The sequence below is a fragment of the Pseudoduganella rhizocola genome (genome assembly GCF_045984285.3).
Classification (GTDB): Bacteria; Pseudomonadota; Gammaproteobacteria; order Burkholderiales; family Burkholderiaceae_D; genus Rugamonas.
In genome coordinates this window covers 519,187-539,674 of the sequence record NZ_JBJQIK030000003.1, presented here as the reverse complement: position 1 = coordinate 539,674, position 20,488 = coordinate 519,187, and the positions used below count along the sequence as shown (strand labels likewise).

Below are 20,488 nucleotides of genomic sequence, written 5' to 3'. Positions count from 1 at the left end.
ATCTGCCAGAGCGGGCGGCCATAGTTCAGGTAGAATGATTCCGTAGCGCCCCATCCCGCGCTGCCGCCCATCTCCTGATGCCCAATCTTTGCATCGAGACATCAATGCAACATCAGGAAACCTTATGGCCGATACCTGCGAAGCCGCGCGCATCGACGCGCTGCGCAAACTGAATCTCCTCGATACGCCACCAAGCGAAGCCTTCGACCGCATCACCCGCATGGCGGCGCGCCTGTTCAATCTGCCGATTGCCGCCGTCTCGCTGACGGACACCGACCGCCAGTGGTTCAAATCCCGCGTGGGAATAGACCATTGGTCGATTCCGCGCATGCAGGCGCCGTGCGCCACCGTTGCAGGCAGTGCGCGCTTGCTGGTGCTGCCAGATCTCCAGGCCGATCCCGACTTCAGCGGCAGCCCGCTGGCGGCAAGCGGCGTGCGCTTCTATGCGGGCGCTCCGCTGACCACCCGCGACGGCCACTGCCTCGGCGCCATGTGCGTACTGGGCACCGAGCCGCGCCAGATCACGCCTGAAGAAGAGGCAGGGCTGGCCGATATGGCGGCAATGGTGATGGCGCAGATCGAGCTGCGGCACGCGGTGGGACGGCGCGATCCTGTCAGCGGCCTGCCGAACCGCACGCAGTTCTTTGAAGATCTGGCCGATATGGCCCACGAATTCGCAGCCGGCGAGCGCCGCTGCGCAGTGCTGGTCAACCTCGCCAGCGCGGAGCAGCTGGGCAATGCCGCGCGCGTGATGGGGGCTTCCTACCTTGACGGCATGGTGGGCGAAGCGGTGCGTGCCCTGCAGGCCTGCCTGGGCGCCGGTACCACGCTCTATCATGTGGCGACCACCCAGTTTGTCTTCGTGGCGCCGGAGGGCATGTCCGCCGCCAGCTGCGCGGAGCTGCTGAAGCCCTGGCTGATGCGCCGCGACGGCTGGTCCAGCTCCCGCTTCGTCACCACGCCCGCCATTGGCATCGCGCCATTCATCCTGGGTGAAACGGCCGCGCCCGACGTGCTGCGCACTTCCCACAGCGCCATGCTGGACGCTTACCACTGCGGGCAGGACATCGGCGTTTATTCGTCGGCGCAGGACGCCGCTTACCGGCGCCGCTTCACGCTGCTGAACGAGTTCGGCCGCGCGCTGGAGGAAGTTGGCCAGCTGCGCCTCGTTTACCAGCCGCGCATGGAGCTGCTCACCGGGCAATGCGTCAGCGTGGAAGCGCTGCTGCGCTGGACCCATCCAAGGCTGGGCGAGGTGTCGCCGGCCGAATTCATGCCGATTGTGGAGCAGACCTCGATGGCCGGGCCGATTACCGCATGGGTGCTGGATACCGCGCTGCGCCAGCTGGCGGAATGGCGCGCGGCGGGCATGGTGCTGGGCATGTCCGTCAATATCGCGGCGCCCAACCTGCAGGAGCCGGGCTTCGCGGGCATGGTGAAGGAACTGCTGGTGCGGCACCAGGTTCCGGCGCACTGGCTGGAACTGGAGGTCACTGAAAGCGCCGCGATGGACAAGGAGGGCGTTTCCCACGCCTGCCTGCGTGCACTGAAGCAGGCAGGCGTGCGCATTGCCATCGACGATTTCGGTACCGGCTACAGCAGCCTGTCCTATCTTCAGACGATTCCCGCACACGCGGTGAAGATCGACCAGAGCTTCGTGCGCACCATGGACGGCGACGAGCGCAAACGTGCGCTGGTATCGGCCATGATCAGGCTGTCGCACGAGCTGGGATACCGCGTGGTGGCGGAAGGCGTGGAGACGGAAGCCGCGCGCGCTTTCCTGCAGAAGCAAGGCTGCGACGAGGCCCAGGGCTACCTGTTCGCCAAGCCGCTGCCGCCTCAGTCCATGAGCGCCATGTTCAGGCGGCCGTGGCAGGCTGCCGCCTGACGTGCTCCCATTGGGGTGCTTGCGCTACAATTGGCGGCATGACAACCGATGAGGAGGGAAGATGAAGTTTGCTCTTACTACCGCCGGCCTGCTGCTTGCATTGGCGGCGGCCGCACCATCTTTTGCACAGACGCCGACGGCCGATGAATTCCTGACCGGCACCAAGGGCAGCATCGATTTCGCGACGGGCGGGATCGGCGAAGAACAGCAGAAGGCGGTCAAGGCGCTGGCCGGCAATTACAACGTGCTGATCACCTTTGCCAACAAGAACGGCGAATACCGTGCCAATGTCGGCGCCACGGTGCTCGACAAGGGCGGCGACATTGTCTTCGATATCGATGGCGCGGGGCCGCTGCTGTACGTAAAGCTGCCGCAGGGGACTTACCGCATCAATGTGCGGTCGGATGCCGGCAACAAGACCAAAAATATTTCGGTTCCGCCGCTCGGCAAACGCGAAGTGGTCTTCACCTGGGACTGACCCTGGCGCGAAAAGGACGGGAAATGGCGTGCTGCTGATATACGGCCGCTTCCGTGTTTTTCATACTATCCTCTTTTAAGGAGGATAGCAGAAATGGACCATCGCGATCTCGCTTTGCGCTTTGTCGAAGAGGTGTGGGAACAGCGGACGCCGGACGCTGTTTTCCGTTTTACGGATCCCGCGTTCGTCGATCACGCCTACCTGCCCGGAACCGCGGCCGGCCATGCACGCATGGTGCACACCTTCTGTGCCGCGTTCTCGGCATCCCGCCACGCCGTCGAGCATATCGTGACCGGCGATGAACTGGTGCTCATGCGCCTGCGCGTCAGCGCCACCCACACCGGAACGTTCCGCGAGCACGAAGCGCGCGGCGCGCTGATCGATGTGCAGCAGTACCGCAGCTTCCGCTTCCGCGAGGGGCGCATGGTGGAGCACTGGGCGCTGCTCGATACGGCCACGCTGCTGCGCCAGATCGGGGCGTAGCGCCGGCCATGTACTCGCACGCCTTCCACAAGCAGTTCGACCAGCCCTTCGATACCGGCGAGCGCCGTTTTGCGCAGGCCTATCTTCTGTATGCTTCCGCAGGCGTGTTTCATCTGGAAGAGGCGCAGCGCAGCTGGCTCCTCGCGCCGCACCGGGCAGCCCTGATCGCGCCCGGGCACGGCGTGCGGGTCTGGACCAGCGGACCTGCGACTTCGGCGTCCGTGCTGTTCGCATCCGGCCTGGGGCCCGCCCCCGGCAACTGCACCGTGTTTCCGGTGACGCCGCTGTTGCGCGAGATGGTGCACCATGCCGCACGCTGGGACAGCGAGGCGGCCGCCCAGGATCCCGATGCCGCGGTCTTCTTTCCCGCGCTGGCCCAGGTGGCGCGCCAGGCGGCGGCCAGCCCGGAACCGCTCTGGTTCCCGCGCTGCGCAACGCCCGAACTGCAACGGGCTGTCAGCTACACGCTGGCGCACCATGCGGAAGCGCTGGCCTTTGCGGACGTGGCGGCGGCTTCCGGTGCCGCGCCGCGCACATTGAACCGGCGCTTCGCCGAGGAGATGGGCATCGGCTGGGTGCAGTTCCTGCAGCGTGTACGGGTGGTAAGGGCGGCCGAGCAGCTGGCGGCAGGCCGGGAGACGGTTGCCTGCATCGCCTATGCAAACGGCTTCGCGAGCGCGAGCCGCTTCGCCCAGGCCTTCCGCGAAGTGACGGGAAAGAGCCCCGCCGAGTACCGGCGGAGCTCGGCCCGCGCCGGCGCTCAGAGGGTGTAGATCGCCTGCACCCAGAAGGCGCGCGGCGCTTGCGGCAGGTCGTGCGGGATGGACAGGCCCGGGCCCAGGCTCGGTTCGCGCACGTCGGCGTTGAACAGGTTGCGCACCGAGGCCGAGAAGTTCCAGTTGTGCTTGCCGCGCCGGGTGGACAGCGTCAGGTCCACCGTCCTGTAGCCGTCCAGCGGGGCACGCGCGTCGCCCGCTGCGCGCGCCCGTTCGCCCACCCAGTTCAGCTGGGCGCTGGCGACGAAGCTGCTGCTGAACTGCCAGTCGGCCCGGCCGTTCATGTGGTGGTGCGGCGCATAGCCCGCATCGCGGCCCGAGGTCTTGTCCGTCGAGCGCTGCCAGGCGTAGTTGCCCACCAGGCGCAGGTTGCGCGCCACGCTCCAGTTACCTTCGATTTCCACGCCGTGGCCGGTCTGGTCGCCGGTATTGGCATAGGTGGCCCCCGTGTTCGGAACCGCATTCGGTACGGTACGGATGATGTCCGTCATGTCGTAGCGGAACAGGGTCACGTTGACCTGCGCATCGGCCACCGGCTGCCAGGAAATGGCCGCCTCCAGTGTGCTGTTCTTTTCCGGCTTCAGGTTCGGGTTGCCCAGCGCGACCGGGTTGGTGATGCCATAGCTTTCGTTGAAGGACGGTGCGCGGAAGGCGCGGCCATACAGCAGCTTGGCCGTGATATCGAAGCTCGCATCCCATACCAGCGCCAACCGCGGATTGGTGGTGTCGCCGAAGTCCGAATAGTGGTCGTGGCGCACGCCTGCGGTCAGGTTCCAGTCCTTGGCCAGGCGCCATTCATCCTGCAGGTAGATGTAGTCGACCTTGCGGCGCTGCGGACGGATGAAGGGATCGGTCTCCACGAAGTCCACCACGGTGGGCAGCGGAATCGGCGTGCCGTTCGGCGCGTAGTTGAAGTTGCGGCTTTCGTGGGTGCGGTACAGGTCCAGGTCGTCGTGGCCGATGCCGATGCGCAGGTGGTGGCCTTCAATGCCGCTGTAGTCCGCATAGGCGGACAGGCGCAGGATGCGTTCCCACGCGTCCGGGCCGCCGATCATGCCGTTCGGGAAGGTGCCGGTCGGCAGCGTGGCGCCCGGCGGCAGCAGCACGAAGTCGACCGGAATCTCCTGCTTGTATTCCTGCGAATTGATGGCGAAGCCCACGCCCAGGTCCCTGGCCAGCTGCGGGTCGGTCCAGGACAGGCCTGCCGTGATGCGCTCGCTGCGCTGCTTGCCCACCGGGTCCAGCGCCGAGGCAATGCCGGCGCCGGTACCGAGCTTGTCGCGCAGCTTGTAGCCAGCGCGCGCGCGCCATTTGCCGTAGGCCAGTTCCAGGTTGGCGTCGACCGCGTCGTAGCCCACATTCACCGGTCCCGGCGCCAGGCTGGCGCGGGTTTTGAGCAGGGTGTCGTTGCGGGTCTGGGCGTCGGCATCGATGATGCTGCGGAAGCCGTCGCTGGTGCCGGTGCGGATATAGGCCGCCACATCGACCGGGCCTATCATGCCGCCATGCTGCACCCAGCCGTCACGCGTGCCGAAGGAACCGGCGCGCGCGCCGAACTCGGTGCCCGGCGTGTCGGCCGGGCCCTTGGTAATGATGTTGATGACGCCGGAGAAGGCATCCGAGCCGTAGAGGGCGGAGCCGGGGCCGCGCATCACTTCGATGCGGGCGATGTGCTCGATCGGATAGCCGCCCCACAGATTGCCCTTGGTGCCGACGAAGGCCGTGGTGATCGGCACGCCGTTCTGCAGCACCAGCAGCTGCGGCGTGAACTGGCTCACGATGCCGCGCACCACATACAGCGGGGTGTAGTTGTTGGCGCTGCGGTTGACGTGCAGGCCGGCCACCGTTTCCAGCACCTGGTCCAGGTCCGTCGCGCCCATGGCGGCGATGTCGGCGGCGGTGATGACGGTGGCAATGCCCGGCGCGCGGCGCAGCGTCATGCTGCTGCCGGTCGCAATACTCACACTGTCGTTATCGCCATAAACAAGGCTCAGTTCTTCTTCTTCCGTGACCGGCTGCGGGCCCGCGTGGGCAATGGCCGGTACCGCAAAGGCGGCTGCGATGCACAGCCTGAGAATATGCGACGACTTCAAATGGACTCTCCTGCGTATAAAGCTTGCCTCATTGTAACGTGAGGTTTTGCAAAAATGCACAGAAAATCACTTTTCAGCGGCTGCCTCCGGCCAGGGGCGCGGCGCCATGCCCGCGTAGGCGACGCCCGAAACCGGGGTCGGGAAGATGGCGCCGGGCGGCTTGCCTGCCGCCTCGACCTGGCAGGGCGGCATGCCAGCCATGAAGGTCGGGATGCGCAGCAGCTGGTATTCACGTGCCGACAGCCCCATGTCGGCGATCAGCGCGGCATGCAGGGCCGCATAATTCATGCGTAACTGGGAGTAGTGCGGCAACAACACTTTTTCGGTGTCGAAGGCGATGCGCAGGTGTTCGCCGCCATCCAGGCCGAGCCTCCTGGCGATGCCCAGCACCACGGGAATGCGTTCGTCGGTCGAATTGATCGGCCGGCCGTAGCCGTAAATACGGCGGGCGCGGGCTTCTGCCAGCACCAGCTGTTCGAAATCTTCGCCGGCGGCCACGCGGCGCACGGCCATCTGCAGGAAGCTGATGGCGCGCATGCCCGCCAGGCCCCCATAGACCTGGGCTTCGGACAGGGCCAGGCCTGCCACCACGCCGAGGTTGGCGCTGCTGCGCGTGGTGCCGGCCAGCGCCGCCACCCGGTTATTCCACAGGCGCGCATCGGGATAGCTGGTGTTGACCCAGATGGCGTGCAGCAGCTCGATTTGGGCGGCGCTCAGGCGGCGGCCGGTAATGCCGTATACATAGAGGTCCACCCAGTCCAGGGACTGCAGGTCGCGGTGCAGGTCCTGGCCGCGGAAGATGGCATGGCTGCCGGGATAGCAGGCGCCGACCGTGGTCGCCAGCTTGCCGGCATGCTGCTGCAGCAGTTGCGGGCCGTTCATGCGGCCTCCTGCAGCTCGACCGGGTAGAAAGGAAACTGCTTGAAGCCGCCCGCGCTTTGCTCCAGCGCGTGCGCCGCCGCGCCGGGAAGGCGCAGCAGCAGGTAGAGCATTTCGCCTTCCTGCGGCGTGAATCCCAGGTCGCAGAAAATGGCTGCCGCGGCGCCGGAAATGGCGAGGGGCAGGCCAAGCGCCTGCTGCGCGCTGTCCAGATGCGCCAGCAGCCAGGCCGTGCGTTCGCCGCCGCCAATCTGCACGGCGGCGGCCAGCAGCTGGCGCACCGGCAGCGGCGTCGATACGCCGTGCGGGTCGCAGCCCGGCACGTGGGCGCGTTCCGGCCAGACTTCGATGGCGGCATCCGGCGCGGGCGCAGCCCAGCCAGGCCAGGCCTGCAGGTCCGGGCCGCATTGCTGCCACATGCTCATGGCGTCATGCACTTCGCGCGCACCGCCCACGCGGCCGGCGCCGACCGACAGCGCCGCGATCAGCGATGCGGCAGCGGTGGAGCCGCCCACCGCGCCGCACATGGCGGCGTGCACGGAGGGATCGCGCGGACCGGGATTGGCCAGCGCCACGGCCAGCGCCTCCAGCGTGTCCAGCGCGGCGCGCGGCGGCAGCTCGGGGCGCAGCAGGAGCCACAGCATCTCCACCCAGCGCGCGCGGCCCAGCATGGCGCCGAACACGTCGTAGCCGCGGCACATGGCGGTGTGGGCCGCGAAGGGATTGTCCAGCTCCGCCACTTCGTTCCAGATGGCGGTGTGAATCAGGTCGCGCGGCGACGGGGCGGGGGCGCCGGACATGCTCAGGCTCCGTCGTCCAGCAGCACGCGCAGGCGGCTGGCCATCGGCGGCACTTCTTCCGGATCGATATGGATATCGAGCAGGGTGGGGCCCGGGTAGTTGCAGATGGCCTTGATGTCCAGCGCGTCCATGTCTTCGGGCGAGTGGATGGTGTGGGCGCGGCCGCCGAGGGCGCGTGCCAGCATGGCGAAATCGGTCGGCGGCAGGGCATAACCGATCTGCTCGCCGCCGCCGAGGCGCTGACCGTGCTTGACCATGCCCAGGGCGCGGTCGTTCAGCACCACGAAGACCACGCACAGCTGTTCGGCCACGGCCACGGACAGTTCCTGGCCGCTCATCAGCATGGAGCCGTCGCCGGTGATGCAGACCACCGGCGCGTCCGGATTGGCGGCAGCGGTGCCGACGGCGGCGCCGATGGCCCAGCCCATCGGGGCGAAGTGGCTGGTCAGGCGCAGCCAGCCGCCTGCGCTCTGGCGCTGGCCGAGGCCGCGCTGGCGGGCGCTGCCCAGGCGGCGTTCGCCGAGGCGGCGGTCCTGCGGCTGCAGGTAATGCGCGGCCCAGGCCACGCTGTTGCCGGCGTCCGCGAAGAAGCGGGTGCTGGGCGGGAACAGGCGGCTCAGGTCATGCATCAGGCGCTGCGGCTTGATCGGCGTTTCCTCGCTGAGGAAGGCTTCCGGTGCATCCAGCATAGTGTCGGGGTTCCACTCGACGTCATCGAGCGTGCGCCCGGCGCTGCGGCGTTCCACCGGCACCGGCGTGGCCAGCTGCACTTCATGCGTGCGCTCGACCAGGCGGCTGAAGATGGCGTTCAGGTTGCCGCGCAGGTGGTGGCGCGCCATCGGCGTGCGCGCCAGGTGTTCTTCCGATTCGTCGATATGCACCAGGCGTTCGTTCAGCAGGCTGGCGTTCCAGCCGCCGGTATTCCACTCGCCCATGCTGCAGCCGACGGCCAGGATGGTGTCCACGTCCTCGGCGCGCAGCGCCAGTTCGGCGCTGGCGTGGCCGCCGAAACCGAACACGCCGCGGTACAGCGGGTGCTGCGGGCTGACCAGGCCCTTGCCGTCCGGGGTCGTGACGAAGACGGCGCCTTTCAGGGCCGCGAACTGCAGGATGGAGTGGATGGAATCGCCGCAGGCGCCGCCGATCAGGATGGCCACCTTGCGGCTGCCGTCCATGATGGTGCGCAGCTTGTCGATCGCGCGTTCGTCCACCAGCGCGGTCGGCAGCAGCAGGCCGGTGAGGTCGTAGGAAGGCTGCTGCTGTGCGCTCGTGCTGCGGAACACGTCGACCGGCACGCTCAGGTGGGCCGGGCCGCGCGGCGCGCGCATGGCGTGCTGCAGGGCGCTGATCAGCTTCCACTCCAGCTGCATGGCGTGCGACACCAGGGAGTTGTAGCGCGTGCAGTGGCGGAACATGCCCATCACGTCGATGCCGGTGCAGGCCGATTCCTGCAGGCCATGCTTGCCGAAGGAAGGCAGCGCGGGCTGGCCGGTGATGACCAGCAGCGGCACGTCATTGCCGTAGGAGGTGGCCACCGCGGTGATCAGGTTGGTGGCGCCGGGGCCGGAAGTGGCGACGCAGACGCCGATCTTGCCGGTCTCGCGGGCATAGCCGTCGGCCATGAAGGCGGCGCCGGCTTCGTGGCGCGCCACGATGTGGCTCAGGTTGCCGCCGCGGCGCTGGTTGCGCGCGATGGCGTTATACAGCGGTTCGATGGCGCCGCCCGGAATGCCGAACACATAGTCAATGCCCAGTTGCTCGAGATAGGCCACGGTGAGGTCGGCCATGTCGAAATGTGCGGCTTGCGGCGCTGCGGTCAAAATGCTGTCTTGCACGAGCAAAGCCTGCTCGTGCGCAGTGTTATCAAACATGCGAAATCCTTGGAAAGTGAGGCCGCGCGTGGGCTGGGCGTGGCTACTTGGGAAACTCAGTTGTTTAAGAGCAAAATGTTGCAGTGCGGAATTCTATCCGATTCTCACGCAGTTTTGGTAATAATTTGTAAGAATGATCCTACAGCGCCGCTCCCGCAAGGGGAGAGCGCTGCTGGCATTTTGATAGTGTTGCGGCGAGGCAACAGCGCAGTTCAGGCGCGCAGGGGCAGGGGTTCGCTGCCGCGCACCAGCTTCTCGAACAGTTCGGCGGGGACGGCGGGACTGAGGTGGTAGCCCTGGAACAGGTCGCAGCGGCGGGCCTGCAGGAAGTGCAGCTGGGCCAGGGTTTCCACGCCTTCGGCCACCACTTCCAGGCGCAGGCTGTGCGCCAGCGCGATGATGGCGGTGATGATGGCGGCATCGTCCGCGTCCTGCGGCACGTCGCGCACGAAGGAACGGTCGATCTTGATGATGTCGACCGGGAAGCGCTTCAGGTAGGACAGCGAGGAATAGCCGGTGCCGAAATCGTCGATCGACAGGCGCACGCCGAGGTTGTGCAGGCTGTGCAGCACGTGCAGCGTGTCCTCCGCGTTTTCCATCAGCGTGCTTTCGGTGATCTCCAGTTCCAGCAGGTTGGGCGCCAGGCCGGTTTCGGCCAGCACATTGCGCACGTTCTCGGCAAAATCCTTCTGCAGCAGCTGGCGCACCGAGAGGTTGACGGCCACGCGCAGCGCCGGCATGCCGCTCATGATCCATTCGTTCAGCTGGGCGCAGGCGGTGCGCAGCACCCAGTCGCCGAGCGGGTTGATGAGGCCTGTTTCCTCGGCCAGCGGAATGAACTCGGCCGGCGGCACCATGCCGCGCGTCGGATGGCGCCAGCGCACCAGCGCTTCCATGGCCACGATGCGGCCGTTGTCCAGCGTGGCCTGCGGCTGGTAGAACACTTCCAGCTGGCCGGTTTCCAGCGCGCGCCGCAGGTCGCTCTCCATGCGCACGTGCTCGGAGATCGAGGATTCCATCGACGCTTCGTAAAACTTGAAGCCGGTATTGGTGCGCTTGGCGCGGTACATGGCGCTGTCGGCGTGCTTGACCAGGGTGGCCACGTCCACGCCGTCGTGTGGATACATGGCGATGCCCACGCTGCTGGTAACGAAGATGTCGTGGCCGTCGATCACGAAGGGCGCGGCTAGCGCGTGGCAGATATTGTGGGCCGCGGCAGCGGCGGCGGCCGGGCCGTCGAGGTCGCCCAGCACCACGGTGAATTCGTCGCCGCCGAGGCGGGCCACGGCATCCACGTTGCGCACGCTGCTGCGCACGCGCTGCGCCACGGCCACCAGCAGGCGGTCGCCCACGTCGTGGCCCAGGTTGTCGTTGACGTACTTGAAGCGGTCCAGGTCCATGAACAGCACGGCCAGCTGGTTGCCGGTGCCCTGCGCATGCTCGATGCCCTGGCCCAGCAGCTCGAAGAACAGGGTGCGGTTCGGCAGGCCGGTCAGCAGGTCGTTGTAGGCCAGGTGGCGGATGCGCTTCTCGGCGCGGTTGGCTTCGATGATGCGGCGCACGCGCTGCGACAGCACGGCATAGTGGATCGGCTTCGGAATGTAGTCGCTGGCGCCGGCGGCGAAGGCGCGCTCCACCGAGGTATTGTCCTGCAGGGCGGTAATCATCAGCACCGGGATCGCGGCGCCGCCCGGCAGTTCCTGCAGGCGCGCGCAGGCAGCGAAGCCGTCCATCACCGGCATCACGGCATCCATCAGGATCACGTCCGGCTGGCAGCGTTTCAGCATGGCCAGCGCTTCGGCGCCGTCGGCCGCTTCCTCCACCTTGAAGCCGTCGCGCTGCAGCGTGTGGCGCAGCGTGCTGCGCGTGCTGCGGTCGTCGTCCACGATCAGCACGTGCGCCTGTTCGGCGCGCGGCAGTTCGGCATCCGGCTCCACCGCGTCCACTTCCATGCGCAGGAAGGCTTCCACATCGAGGCAGGCCGCGCGCAGGTTGGGCAGCAGCGGGCCGATGAGCGCCACCTGGCGCTCGATGGCAAGCTGCTCGGCCTGCTGCGCCAGGGCGGACAGCAGGTTGGCGCCGAGGTTGCCCGCCGCGCCTTTCAGCGCATGGGCGCGGGCGCGCGCGGTTTCGGTGTCGCCGGCCTGCACGGCTTGCGCCAGTTCGGCGAAATAGATGGGCGAATCTTCCAGGAAGGGCGTGACCGCATGGGGCAGGGCGGGGCCGAGGATCTCGCGCAGCTTGTCGAACACCACGCGGTCGATCACGGCCTGCGGATCGGATTCGCGCTCCTCGCTTTCCGGCGCCGCGGCCGGCGGCGCCTTGACCAGCGTGCCGCCATGGGGCAGCCAGCGTTCCAGCTTCTGGCGCAGTTCGACCAGGGTAATCGGTTTGGCCAGGTAATCGTCCATGCCGGCGGCCAGGCATTTCTCGGCGTCGCCGTGCTGGGTGTTGGCGGTCATCGCCACCACCGGCGTGCGGCGGCCCAGCGCCTCTTCCAGTGCGCGGATATGGGCGGTGGCTTCGTAGCCGTCCATCTCCGGCATGCTGCAGTCCATCAGGATCAGGTCGAAGCGGCCATGCTGGGCGGCGTGCACGGCTTCGATGCCGTTGGAGGCGAACTCGCATACGCAGCCGTTCATCGACAGCATGCCGGCGGCCACCATCTGGTTGGTGCGGTTGTCTTCGGCCACCAGCACGCGGAACTGCTGCGTGCCGCCCGCGCTTGCGGGCGCCGGCAGGGCCGGCGCCGCCACCGCCTGCGGCTGCACCTCGGCGGCGCGGCAGGCAATGGTGAAGATGAAGGTGGTGCCTTCGCCGGCCGCGCTCTTGACGCTGATTTCGCCGCCCAGCAGCGACACCAGCTGCTTGCAGATGGCCAGGCCCAGGCCGGTGCCGCCGAAGCGGCGCGTGGTCGAAGGATCTGGCTGCACATAGGATTCGAACAGGTGCTGCTGCACCTGCGGGCTCATGCCGATGCCGGTATCGCGCACTTCGAAGCGCAGGCGCAGGCTGCCATCGGGTTCATTGAGGGCATTCACCTGCATCGACACTTCGCCGCGCTCGGTGAATTTCACCGCATTGCCCAGCAGGTTGATCAGGATCTGGCGCAGGCGCAGCGCGTCGCTGCGCACGCCTTCCGGCACTTCAGGGCCGAGGCCGAAGCCGATCGCCACGCCCTTCATCTGGGCCGGACGGGCCACCAGCTCCACCACTTCGCCCATCAGCTTGCGCAGGTCGAAGTCGGCTTCCTGCAAGGCCAGCTTGCCCGCTTCCATCTTGGAGAAGTCGAGGATATTGTTAATCAGCTCGATCAGCGTGCGCGAGGCGTTCCAGGCTACGTCCACGAATTCCTTCTGGCGCGTATTGAGCTGGGTTTCCTTCAGCATGTCCAGCATGCCGACCACGCCGTTCAGCGGCGTGCGCACTTCGTGGCTGACGGTGGCGGCAAACTGCGCCTTCACCTGCGCCATGTTCACCGCCGCATCGCGCGACTCCTTGAGCTCCGCCTCGCGCTGTTCCAGCACGTTCATCATCTGGTTGAAGGCATGCGCCATGTCGATCAGCTCCAGCGGGCCGGTGGCCTCGGCGCGCAGCCGCGATTCGCCGCCGCGCGCGCGGCGCATCAGGTTCGACAGGGCCTGCAGCGGATGCGTCATGCGGCGCGTGAGGTAGCGCACCAGCAGCAGCAATACCACGGCGAAGGACAGCGTAATGGCCAGGTTGCCCAGCATGAGCGACCAGGTAAGGCGGTTCAGCGTGCCCTTGCCAACCTGCACATGCACATAGCCCAGCAGCTGCGCGTGGCGTTCCTGCATTTCAAAGGGCGAGCTTTCCGACTGGCCGCTGAACACGGGCGCGCCGAACAGCCAGGCGTCGCTGTTTTCGCCGATCAGCGTGGGGCGCGCAGGCGAGCTGTCGGTGCGCGGCTTGAGCTGCCAGGCGCCGTCATGCGCCTGCGACAGCAGCACATTGTGCTTGGCGTCCGTGATCTGCACGCCCGTCACGTCCGGGAAGGAAAGGGTGCTGCTCACCACATCGCGCGCATTCTCCGGCGAGTGGAACAGCAGCGCCAGCGTGCTCTGTTTGGCGAAGTTGTCCGCGATGCGCTGGCCCTGGCCGATGAAGTAGTCGCGCATGCGGTCGCTGGCCTGCCAGGAGTTGACCAGCGAGGAGAACAGGGCCAGCACGATGATCGCGACCGAGACGATGACCGTCAGCTGGCGGCCGAAGCCAGTGCGGCGCAGGTAGTGGCTCAGCATGGCGCTCAAGGCTGCGGGAACACGAAATCGAAGCTACGCTGCTGCTGGTAGCCGATTTGCAGGCCGACGTGGTTGGCCGTGCGCAGGTTGATCGCGGTCTGCAGCGTGCGCGATGGCGCCAGGCCGCTGTTGCCGCGCTTGCGCGGCTCGGCCATCAGGGTCAGGGCGGAATTGGCCAGCGTGCGGCCCATCTCCACATTGTTCGGCACCATGGCAAACAGCGCACCTTTCTTCACATGCAGCACGTTGCTGGAGAACAGGGGCACGCCGCTGTTCCAGGTTTCCCGCAGCACCAGCGGCAGGATGGTGCTCTCTTCGACGGTGGTGCTGTCATGCGGCAGCCAGACGGCATCGCGGCGGCCGTCCGCGCCCGCAATCAGCGTGGGATAGAGCTGCGCGGCGCGCGCCATGTCGCCGGCCACATAGGCCGCCAGTTCCAGGCCTTGGGCGCGCGCCGCTTCGCGCGCCAGCTTGATCAGCCATTCGCTGTTCTTCGGGTTGTAGACAACGATGACGCGCTTCAGCTCGGGCAGCAGCGCATGCAGGCGTGCGAACAGCAGCGCCGGATCCGGCGTGAGGCTGATGCCGGCTACGTTTTCCGCGTCCGACAGCAGCAGCACGCCGCCCACGAGCACCGAGATTTCGCGGTCCAGGCCCGCCGTCGCGTTCAGGCCCTGGCGGCCCAGCGCAATCACGACCTTGGTGCCGTTCTGCTTCAGCGTGGCGTTCAGTTCCGCCGCATCCACCTTCGCATCCACCGGGTAGCTGCGCACCGCGAGGCGGGTGCGTTCCTCAATGCCCTGGATCATGCTGATAAAGGAAGCGCGAAAGGGCATCTCCACATTCGGATACAGCACGGCGATGGTGCCCTTGCCGATGGAAGCCTGCACATCGGGACGGCGCAGCTGGTCTTCCAGCTGGGCCAGGGTAATCGGGCGCACATCGAAGCGCATCGGCAGTTCGTCTACACCGGAATCGATAAACGTGAACATCGAAGCCACCGTCAGGCGCTGGTCGCTGTACACCGCCGGCATGTCGACGTGGGAGGGCACGGCAGATGCTGCGAATGCCGGGGAGCACAGCGCGGCCAAGGCAGCCGTCACGGCAGCTGCCCGGCGCAGCACGCCGCTGAAACTTGTGTTCTTGATCATAAATCTTTTCCGATGCTGCCTTGCTAACTACTGCAAGTATATGCGCAGAGTTAGCCTCTAAGAAAGATATTTGAGCCATTTCCGCTCTATGGGAAGACTGCGCTGAAAGAACGTTGTTGCTCAGCATCGACACGCAGCCCGATGTGGCTTGCCGTTCTGATATTAAAGGCCAGGCGCACCGCGCGCAGCGGGACCAGGCCGGGCGTGCGCGGCTCAGGGCCGAGCGCCAGCGCAGCCAGGTCGCGGCCGAGTCCCACATTGTTCGGATACAGGGCGAACAGCACTCCCTTCTTCACGTGCAGCATGCTGCTCGAGAACAGCGGCACGCCGCGTTCCCAGGATTCGCGCAGCACCAGCGGCAGCACCGTGCTTTCATCTGCGGCAACGCTGTCCTGCGGCAGCCAGACCGCATCGCGCCGGCCATCGGCGCCGGCGAACGCGCTTTCGTAGCGGCGCACGGCGGAGGCCAGGTCGGCGGCTTCCAGCCCGTTCAGTTCCAGGCCCTGGCTGCGCGCCGCTTCGCGCGCCAGCCGCATCACGGCGGCGCTCTGCTGCGGATTGAAGACGGCGAACACGCGGCGCACACCCGGCACCAGCGTGCGCAACTGGGCAAATAGCAGGGCGGGATCGGGGGCGAGGCTGATGCCGCGCCAGCGTTCCGTATCTGGTGCGCTGGCGATGCCGCCCGCCACGACGATGCCGGGATCGAGGCCGCCGGCCGCCTTCAGTCCCTGGCGGCCCAGCGCAATGACGGCGCGTGCGCCGCTGCGCTTCAGGGACGCCTGCAGCTCGCCGAGATCCGTGCCGCTGCCAACGGCAATCGCCTGTACCCGCACCCCCGGATATTCTTCAATGCCCTGCACAATTTCGTTGAAGACCTTGCGGTAGGGCTCGCCGATATCCGGGAACAGCACGGTCAGCAGCTCTCCGGCCGCCACCGCAGGCCGGACGGTTCCGGCCAGGCACAGGCCGAGCAGCAGCGCGCGCCGCAGGCGCGAAACGTCGGGACAAATGGTGGTCTGTTCAGGTTGCATGGCTTCGCTGCAAGTGTATCCCCGCCGCAAGGACTTTGGCGGAAAAGTTGCCGAAGAGAATTGCCTTCGCAACACTCTGTTACGATTTGCTTGCAAGAAGTTAGTTTTTGCGTATTTTTGCGTAGGCAGAAGCGCTAGAATCAATGGCATGCAGAAACTAACTTTCCTCCTGCTAGCCGCCGCCAGCACTGCCAGCCTTGCCGCTGCACCTGCGCCGCGTCTTTGGGAGGCGGTTCGCCCCAACGACCCCGGCGTGCACATCTACATCCTCGCGGCGACCTCCTACGGCCTGCCGCTGGAATACGACAGCTATTTCGATCAGGTGGTGCTGCCTGCCTTCGAGCAGGCTGACGTGCTGCATTACGAAGGCGCCGGTGGTCCGCCGCCCGATTCCTATCCCGCCTGTCCTGCCGAACGCATTGCAGCGCCTGAAGGCGCTGTCGCTTTCAGCTTGCGTGAACGCCGGCCGCAGATGCGGGTGGCCGATCTCGAACCGGCAGCCGTGCCGGGCATGCGCTACTGCAGCATGGGCAAGGGCCGCATCACACTGGCGCCGCTGGCCGGCAACGAAGCTGCACCCGGCGCGGCCGAAGGCTTCACGGCGCTGGTCGACGGCGAGTTCAAAGGCGGAGCCGCCGCGCAGGCCGCACTGAACGCCGCCGACATCTGCCCGCGCAACGCGCGCTGGCTGCGCCTCCTGACCGGACTGCGCGACGGCCGTACGCACTTTGTGGTGGCCGATGCGCGGCATGTGCGCGATGTGAAGCAGGAGCAGGGCGGCTGCAAGGGCATCCTGAACGGCTTGTGGGATGCGGGCTTTGTGGTCTGGCCCGTGGCCGAATTCAAGGCCGGAAGCAAGCGCCGGTAATAGGTGTAGGGTTGGGCGTGACAACGTGTGGCTATAAACGTAACATTCAAACCGATGCCCAAGTAACAGAGGCGAAACTTGAGGAACAATCGAACACACAAGTGGCACCAAGCTGCTGCGGTAGCTCTACTCGGGGTTATATTCCTCCCGCCCGCAATGGCCCAAGTCAATTCCATCCCCACCATGAGGGTGACTTTGGAGAGCGTTTCCGCAGATGCTCAAGTCCCTTTCGATCCTAAGGTATGCACCTCGGTAAATAAGGTCGTCCCTTTTAAATCGCAGATGATCATCAACTACGATGCCCTGTCCCTGAGTCCGCTCGCCCGAGGCTGCGCGCCGCATTCGTCGCCCGTGGCTGGAAGCCAGAAAGCTTTCTCGGAGACGCAATGTTCAAACTTCGAAAATCGAATCAAACGGCCAGCCTTTACTGTCATTTTAAGGAATCTGTCTGCAGATTATTTATAGAGTATTCCCCCAAGAGTAAGTAGCGCTGATTGGAAAACGGAACGCGCTTCGTTTGACAGGCTGCCATCAGCCAGAAGTTACCAGTTCATTGGCCAATTTCGATACTATTGGATGTCCGTATACCACTTGAGAATATGATATATCCAACCAACCTGCCGCGTGATTTTGTTCCGATCTTCCACTTTGTAAATAAACTGTCGAGGCCGATCACACTTTCACTTGAACTAGCCCCTCAAGAAATTGTGTTGGCGCCAAGTGATGAAGTGCGGGTATTTGTTTACAAAGGCGACGTTACTTTACCGATTCATATGGAACTTGCGGATGATTACCTACAAATTCACCCTCATCAGAGTTGGGGCAACTGGTACGTGTATAAAAATGGCGAGGATGTTTCCGGAGAGTCGTATCGAACACCCTACACAGAACCTTTTATCGTTGGTTAATGCACTCATCGAATCATTCTCCCTCCGGTATAGCTCAACGGCATCAGTGCGTGGAAAACTTGAGGGGGGCCGCTTTGGAAACGCAACAACCGTCCAAGGGCAGACGTTGATGCAGCCGGAAGCAGACAGTCACGCCGTTTCGTTTTGATACTATGTGGATATGAAAGTTTCGGATAATCCCTCCTCAAAAGCCATACGCTGGCGTTGGAATGCCCTTAGACTGGCGGGCTTATCACTTTTGATGTCAGCAATATGGTCTACCAATAAAGTTGGCATGTTGGTCGGCGCTGGCCTCGCAATGTTAGTCGTCTCCTATATAGTCCGAGCGCTCGAAGAGGAATGGCTCCTCGAAGTTTACGATGAGGGCATCAATCTCCGCCTTCAACTGGGCGAAACCAACGTCAGTGTTGTGCTGACAGAAATTGATCAGCTCAGCGTTCAAGATGGCGAAGAGGGACGGGACTATGTAAGGATTGCCCTCTTTCAAGGTTCACCCTTTGGACGGTACATCGATTTTTTCCCTCTGCCACTTCGCAAGTTCCACTGGAATGTGGGACTCTGGATTGATGATGTGAATAGGCGCATATCCAACGCCAAAGCTGAATCAACTCCTAAGGTCAGCCAGGCAGCTATTAATGCTTCCATTGAGGCGCCTACTGGCCAAGTTTGGATGTGATCAGCTGCTTTCGGCCAGAAACGTACCTCCGCCCCCGACTGATTCAACTCAATCCTGTGAACGTCAAACAACCATGAACGAAGATGACGAGTACTGAGGACTTCTCGCGTCAAAGAAAAGCTGAGACGCTGCAGAAGGTTGGGCAGGACAAGCCGCGCGGGATCCGAGACTTCGCCGACTCACAAATACGATCAATTCGTCCGCGAGTTATACGGACAGGTACGCTGACCAGGTGCTTCAACAATGACTACTTTTAGCCAGCTCGAAGAGATTGCAGATGACGAGTCAAAGTCATTTTCCGTACGCCGAATTGCCGAAGCGCTCGCCTCAGCAATTAATGACTGGCCTACTTATAATCTTGCTACCCTCAGTGACTATATTTTTGAACTGCGTAAAGAGGTAGGTGATGTTTTGACGTTGACGAATGTTCGCGCAAAGTTTCATAGCTACTCATTCACAGGCGAAGATGTATGGAAGAAGGAATCGTTATGCGGCCTTCTCGGTGCGTGGGATGTCGGAGACGGAAACGTCCTTCTCGACGAGTTGGTTAGGCGGATCGGCTTAGATATTTGAGCTAGCGATAGCCGTTACCTGTCGAAGACGATCCCAGGCCATGTCAGTAAGCGGCTGAACAGCTGGTTAATTATGCGTCCGCTTGGGGTGGAAGCGGACCGCTGAATCAGTAGAGCACCTTCGCGACGTCGACGATTTCCACGCCCTGTAGCTGGCCAAGCCATTCGTCGAACCACGGTTTGTGGGAGACGCCCACAATGGAGAGCACCCGGGCGCCGGGGCGTTCGCGGAAGGTTTCGCGGATGTTGGCCACCATGCGCAGGTTGCGGATCTCCCAGCCGGCGACCCAGATCTGCGGGTAGCCTTCCGCTGACTTGGCGCGCATCTGCGGCAGCACATTGGCTTCCGCGTAGATCTTGAGTCCCGCGGGCTCGTTCAGGTAGCGGTATAGCGGCAGCAGGTCGTCCGCTTGCCGCATATTTTCTTCGCCTTTCTGGCGCGCGCTCATGTCGCTACCACCTGCGGCCCATGCCGCTTCGATGGATTTCACGAAGGCTTTGATATCTGGCACATCGATGCGGTCGCCGGTGTGATTGTCAACAGGGTATACGCGCTGCAGGCCCAGGCGCGCCGCGAGACGGGCGGCGATCTGGTAGTTCTCGTTGTTGCGTTTGCCGATCTGCGCGAGCTGTTCGGTCAGCCCTGCGTCAAGGCTGTCGCCGGGACGGCGCTCGGCTTCCGGCAGCTGCAGCCATTGCACATAGGCCGAGGCGCGGTCGTTTGCGGCGAGGAATACGGCCGCGAGGCGGCGGCGTTGCGCGGGGGTGGGCTGCGCGGGCCAGCTTTTGAGCGTTTTGTCGGATTCGGCCAGGGCGGCCGCCAGGTCCAGTCCGGTGGCTGCCTGCGCGGCTTCAGGCCGCTTGCAGTAGTTGGCGCCATACTTGGCGGCGTGGCGCAGGGCGAGGTCGCATTCTTCGCCGGATTCGGCTTCGATGGTGATGATGTCGGGCTTGAATGCCGCCAGCTTGCCGATGACGCCGTCCAGTGCGGCAGGATTGAAGCTGGCCGGCATGCTGCTCAGGTGCATGGTGCCCAGCACCAGGACCTGCGAGCGCGGGCCTGCCATATCGCGGTCCAGCGATGTCAGCACGGTCTGTGCCTGTGCCGCCAATGGAAACGCCGCAATCAGGCCCCATTTCACCCATTTCACCATCGTGCATTCTCCTTCATTGAGTAAACGAGGAATGTAGGCGAACCGAAAAACGGGCACAAGAATGATGCGGACGGAATGCGTATTCCGCGGCTTGGGATGCGGAATCCGGGGAACGGATCGGGATTCTCTGCAGGGATGGGAACGAAGCGCTATGATGGGCGCCCACTTAGCAATCGGAGAAAGCTGTATGGCAGATCAAGCCGCACTCAGGGCCAGCCTTGTTAACTTGACGAAGACCACGCGCCGCCTGCACAAGGCGATGCTGGACGTGGAAACCCAGTATTTCGGCGCCGTGAGCGGCGTGCTGGAACATCTGCAGCTGGTAACGAACCATCCGCATTTCGCGTGGCTGCAAAAGCTGTCCGGCCTGATGGTGGAAGTGGATGAACGGCTGGATGAGGAAGCGCCGGTCGACGCCGAAACGGCAGCCTGCATCCGCACTGCGTTTGAAATGCTGGTGGGCCCGCGTCCGGCCATCGATGAGGATTTTCGCAAGCGCTATAACGCGCTGCTGCAGGATGCGCCCGAAATCGCCATGGCGCACGGGGCGCTGCGGGCTGCGCTGGCGCAGTTGCCAGCACAGCCCTGAACCGGC

The 20,488-nt window shown here is 64.6% G+C and carries 17 protein-coding genes; 9 read left to right on the top strand and 8 right to left on the bottom strand.

What is annotated here, in order from left to right; genetic code table 11:
* The first annotated feature begins 124 nt into the window (after positions 1 to 124).
* From ACJRPG_RS09695 to ACJRPG_RS09680, 4 genes are all read left to right on the top strand, one after another.
* Positions 125 to 1,888, top strand: coding sequence for a putative bifunctional diguanylate cyclase/phosphodiesterase (locus tag ACJRPG_RS09695; protein WP_407999857.1), 1,764 nt, complete (start codon positions 125 to 127; stop codon positions 1,886 to 1,888).
* A 61-nt stretch (positions 1,889 to 1,949) separates the two neighbouring features.
* On the top strand, positions 1,950 to 2,366 hold the full coding sequence (locus ACJRPG_RS09690) for a hypothetical protein (RefSeq protein WP_407999856.1): 417 nt from the start codon (positions 1,950 to 1,952) through the stop codon (positions 2,364 to 2,366).
* Between the two features lie 93 nt (positions 2,367 to 2,459).
* On the top strand, positions 2,460 to 2,849 hold the full coding sequence (locus ACJRPG_RS09685; RefSeq protein ID WP_407999855.1) for an ester cyclase: 390 nt from the start codon (positions 2,460 to 2,462) through the stop codon (positions 2,847 to 2,849).
* An 8-nt stretch (positions 2,850 to 2,857) separates the two neighbouring features.
* Positions 2,858 to 3,622, top strand: a complete 765-nt coding sequence (locus tag ACJRPG_RS09680) for a helix-turn-helix transcriptional regulator (protein ID WP_407999854.1) — start codon at positions 2,858 to 2,860, stop codon at positions 3,620 to 3,622.
* On the opposite strand, the gene ACJRPG_RS09675 is transcribed toward ACJRPG_RS09680, so the two are convergent.
* The 7 genes from ACJRPG_RS09675 to ACJRPG_RS09645 all read right to left on the bottom strand — a co-directional run bounded on the left by ACJRPG_RS09675 (position 3,610) and on the right by ACJRPG_RS09645 (position 15,715).
* The gene (locus tag ACJRPG_RS09675; protein WP_407999853.1) at positions 3,610 to 5,718 is read right to left on the bottom strand and encodes a TonB-dependent receptor plug domain-containing protein; all 2,109 of its coding nucleotides are present in this window, start codon (positions 5,716 to 5,718) and stop codon (positions 3,610 to 3,612) included. The two genes, ACJRPG_RS09680 and ACJRPG_RS09675, sit on opposite strands and share 13 nt — an antisense overlap.
* A 66-nt stretch (positions 5,719 to 5,784) precedes the next feature.
* A complete protein-coding gene (locus ACJRPG_RS09670) occupies positions 5,785 to 6,600 on the bottom strand; it encodes a citrate synthase family protein (RefSeq protein WP_407999852.1) in 816 nt (271 codons plus the stop codon).
* On the bottom strand, positions 6,597 to 7,397 hold the full coding sequence (locus ACJRPG_RS09665) for a citrate synthase family protein (protein WP_407999851.1): 801 nt from the start codon (positions 7,395 to 7,397) through the stop codon (positions 6,597 to 6,599). The genes ACJRPG_RS09670 and ACJRPG_RS09665 overlap by 4 nt, the downstream gene beginning before the upstream one ends.
* 2 nt (positions 7,398 to 7,399) lie before the next feature.
* Positions 7,400 to 9,268, bottom strand: coding sequence for a thiamine pyrophosphate-binding protein (locus tag ACJRPG_RS09660; RefSeq protein WP_407999850.1), 1,869 nt, complete (start codon positions 9,266 to 9,268; stop codon positions 7,400 to 7,402).
* A 212-nt stretch (positions 9,269 to 9,480) separates the two neighbouring features.
* A complete protein-coding gene (locus tag ACJRPG_RS09655) occupies positions 9,481 to 13,530 on the bottom strand; it encodes an EAL domain-containing protein (RefSeq protein WP_407999849.1) in 4,050 nt (1,349 codons plus the stop codon).
* 5 nt (positions 13,531 to 13,535) lie between these two features.
* The gene (locus tag ACJRPG_RS09650; RefSeq protein ID WP_407999848.1) at positions 13,536 to 14,681 is read right to left on the bottom strand and encodes an ABC transporter substrate-binding protein; all 1,146 of its coding nucleotides are present in this window, start codon (positions 14,679 to 14,681) and stop codon (positions 13,536 to 13,538) included.
* An 86-nt stretch (positions 14,682 to 14,767) separates the two neighbouring features.
* The gene (locus ACJRPG_RS09645; protein ID WP_407999847.1) at positions 14,768 to 15,715 is read right to left on the bottom strand and encodes an ABC transporter substrate-binding protein; all 948 of its coding nucleotides are present in this window, start codon (positions 15,713 to 15,715) and stop codon (positions 14,768 to 14,770) included.
* 148 nt (positions 15,716 to 15,863) lie between these two features.
* Between ACJRPG_RS09645 and ACJRPG_RS09640 the strand changes: the two genes are divergently transcribed.
* The 4 genes from ACJRPG_RS09640 (at position 15,864) to ACJRPG_RS09625 (ending at position 18,740) form a co-directional block, all read left to right on the top strand.
* Complete coding sequence (locus ACJRPG_RS09640; RefSeq protein ID WP_407999846.1) at positions 15,864 to 16,583, top strand: hypothetical protein; 720 nt, start codon at positions 15,864 to 15,866, stop codon at positions 16,581 to 16,583.
* Positions 16,584 to 17,182: 599 nt separating this feature from the next.
* Positions 17,183 to 17,491, top strand: a complete 309-nt coding sequence (locus ACJRPG_RS09635) for a hypothetical protein (protein WP_407999845.1) — start codon at positions 17,183 to 17,185, stop codon at positions 17,489 to 17,491.
* A 154-nt stretch (positions 17,492 to 17,645) separates the two neighbouring features.
* A complete protein-coding gene (locus tag ACJRPG_RS09630) occupies positions 17,646 to 18,167 on the top strand; it encodes a hypothetical protein (protein WP_407999844.1) in 522 nt (173 codons plus the stop codon).
* Between the two features lie 243 nt (positions 18,168 to 18,410).
* Complete coding sequence (locus tag ACJRPG_RS09625; protein ID WP_407999843.1) at positions 18,411 to 18,740, top strand: hypothetical protein; 330 nt, start codon at positions 18,411 to 18,413, stop codon at positions 18,738 to 18,740.
* A 106-nt stretch (positions 18,741 to 18,846) separates the two neighbouring features.
* On the opposite strand, the gene ACJRPG_RS09620 is transcribed toward ACJRPG_RS09625, so the two are convergent.
* On the bottom strand, positions 18,847 to 19,893 hold the full coding sequence (locus ACJRPG_RS09620; RefSeq protein ID WP_407999842.1) for a DUF5694 domain-containing protein: 1,047 nt from the start codon (positions 19,891 to 19,893) through the stop codon (positions 18,847 to 18,849).
* A 187-nt stretch (positions 19,894 to 20,080) separates the two neighbouring features.
* On the opposite strand from ACJRPG_RS09620, the gene ACJRPG_RS09615 reads away from it, so the two are divergent.
* Positions 20,081 to 20,482, top strand: coding sequence for a hypothetical protein (locus tag ACJRPG_RS09615; protein WP_407999841.1), 402 nt, complete (start codon positions 20,081 to 20,083; stop codon positions 20,480 to 20,482).
* Positions 20,483 to 20,488 lie beyond the last annotated feature (6 nt).

Excerpts from the sequence above, each read along its gene's own strand:
- ACJRPG_RS09695 (WP_407999857.1), top strand. The coding sequence starts at position 125 with ATGGCCGATACCTGCGAAGCCGCGCGCATCGACGCGCTGCGCAAACTG.
- ACJRPG_RS09690 (WP_407999856.1), top strand. The coding sequence starts at position 1,950 with ATGAAGTTTGCTCTTACTACCGCCGGCCTGCTGCTTGCATTGGCGGCG.
- ACJRPG_RS09685 (WP_407999855.1), top strand. The coding sequence starts at position 2,460 with ATGGACCATCGCGATCTCGCTTTGCGCTTTGTCGAAGAGGTGTGGGAA.
- ACJRPG_RS09680 (WP_407999854.1), top strand. The coding sequence starts at position 2,858 with ATGTACTCGCACGCCTTCCACAAGCAGTTCGACCAGCCCTTCGATACC.
- ACJRPG_RS09670 (WP_407999852.1), bottom strand. The coding sequence starts at position 6,600 with ATGAACGGCCCGCAACTGCTGCAGCAGCATGCCGGCAAGCTGGCGACC.
- ACJRPG_RS09665 (WP_407999851.1), bottom strand. The coding sequence starts at position 7,397 with ATGTCCGGCGCCCCCGCCCCGTCGCCGCGCGACCTGATTCACACCGCC.
- ACJRPG_RS09660 (WP_407999850.1), bottom strand. The coding sequence starts at position 9,268 with ATGTTTGATAACACTGCGCACGAGCAGGCTTTGCTCGTGCAAGACAGC.
- ACJRPG_RS09655 (WP_407999849.1), bottom strand. The coding sequence starts at position 13,530 with ATGCTGAGCCACTACCTGCGCCGCACTGGCTTCGGCCGCCAGCTGACG.
- ACJRPG_RS09650 (WP_407999848.1), bottom strand. The coding sequence starts at position 14,681 with ATGATCAAGAACACAAGTTTCAGCGGCGTGCTGCGCCGGGCAGCTGCC.
- ACJRPG_RS09645 (WP_407999847.1), bottom strand. The coding sequence starts at position 15,715 with ATGCAACCTGAACAGACCACCATTTGTCCCGACGTTTCGCGCCTGCGG.
- ACJRPG_RS09640 (WP_407999846.1), top strand. The coding sequence starts at position 15,864 with ATGCAGAAACTAACTTTCCTCCTGCTAGCCGCCGCCAGCACTGCCAGC.
- ACJRPG_RS09635 (WP_407999845.1), top strand. The coding sequence starts at position 17,183 with ATGATATATCCAACCAACCTGCCGCGTGATTTTGTTCCGATCTTCCAC.
- ACJRPG_RS09625 (WP_407999843.1), top strand. The coding sequence starts at position 18,411 with ATGACTACTTTTAGCCAGCTCGAAGAGATTGCAGATGACGAGTCAAAG.
- ACJRPG_RS09620 (WP_407999842.1), bottom strand. The coding sequence starts at position 19,893 with ATGGTGAAATGGGTGAAATGGGGCCTGATTGCGGCGTTTCCATTGGCG.
- ACJRPG_RS09615 (WP_407999841.1), top strand. The coding sequence starts at position 20,081 with ATGGCAGATCAAGCCGCACTCAGGGCCAGCCTTGTTAACTTGACGAAG.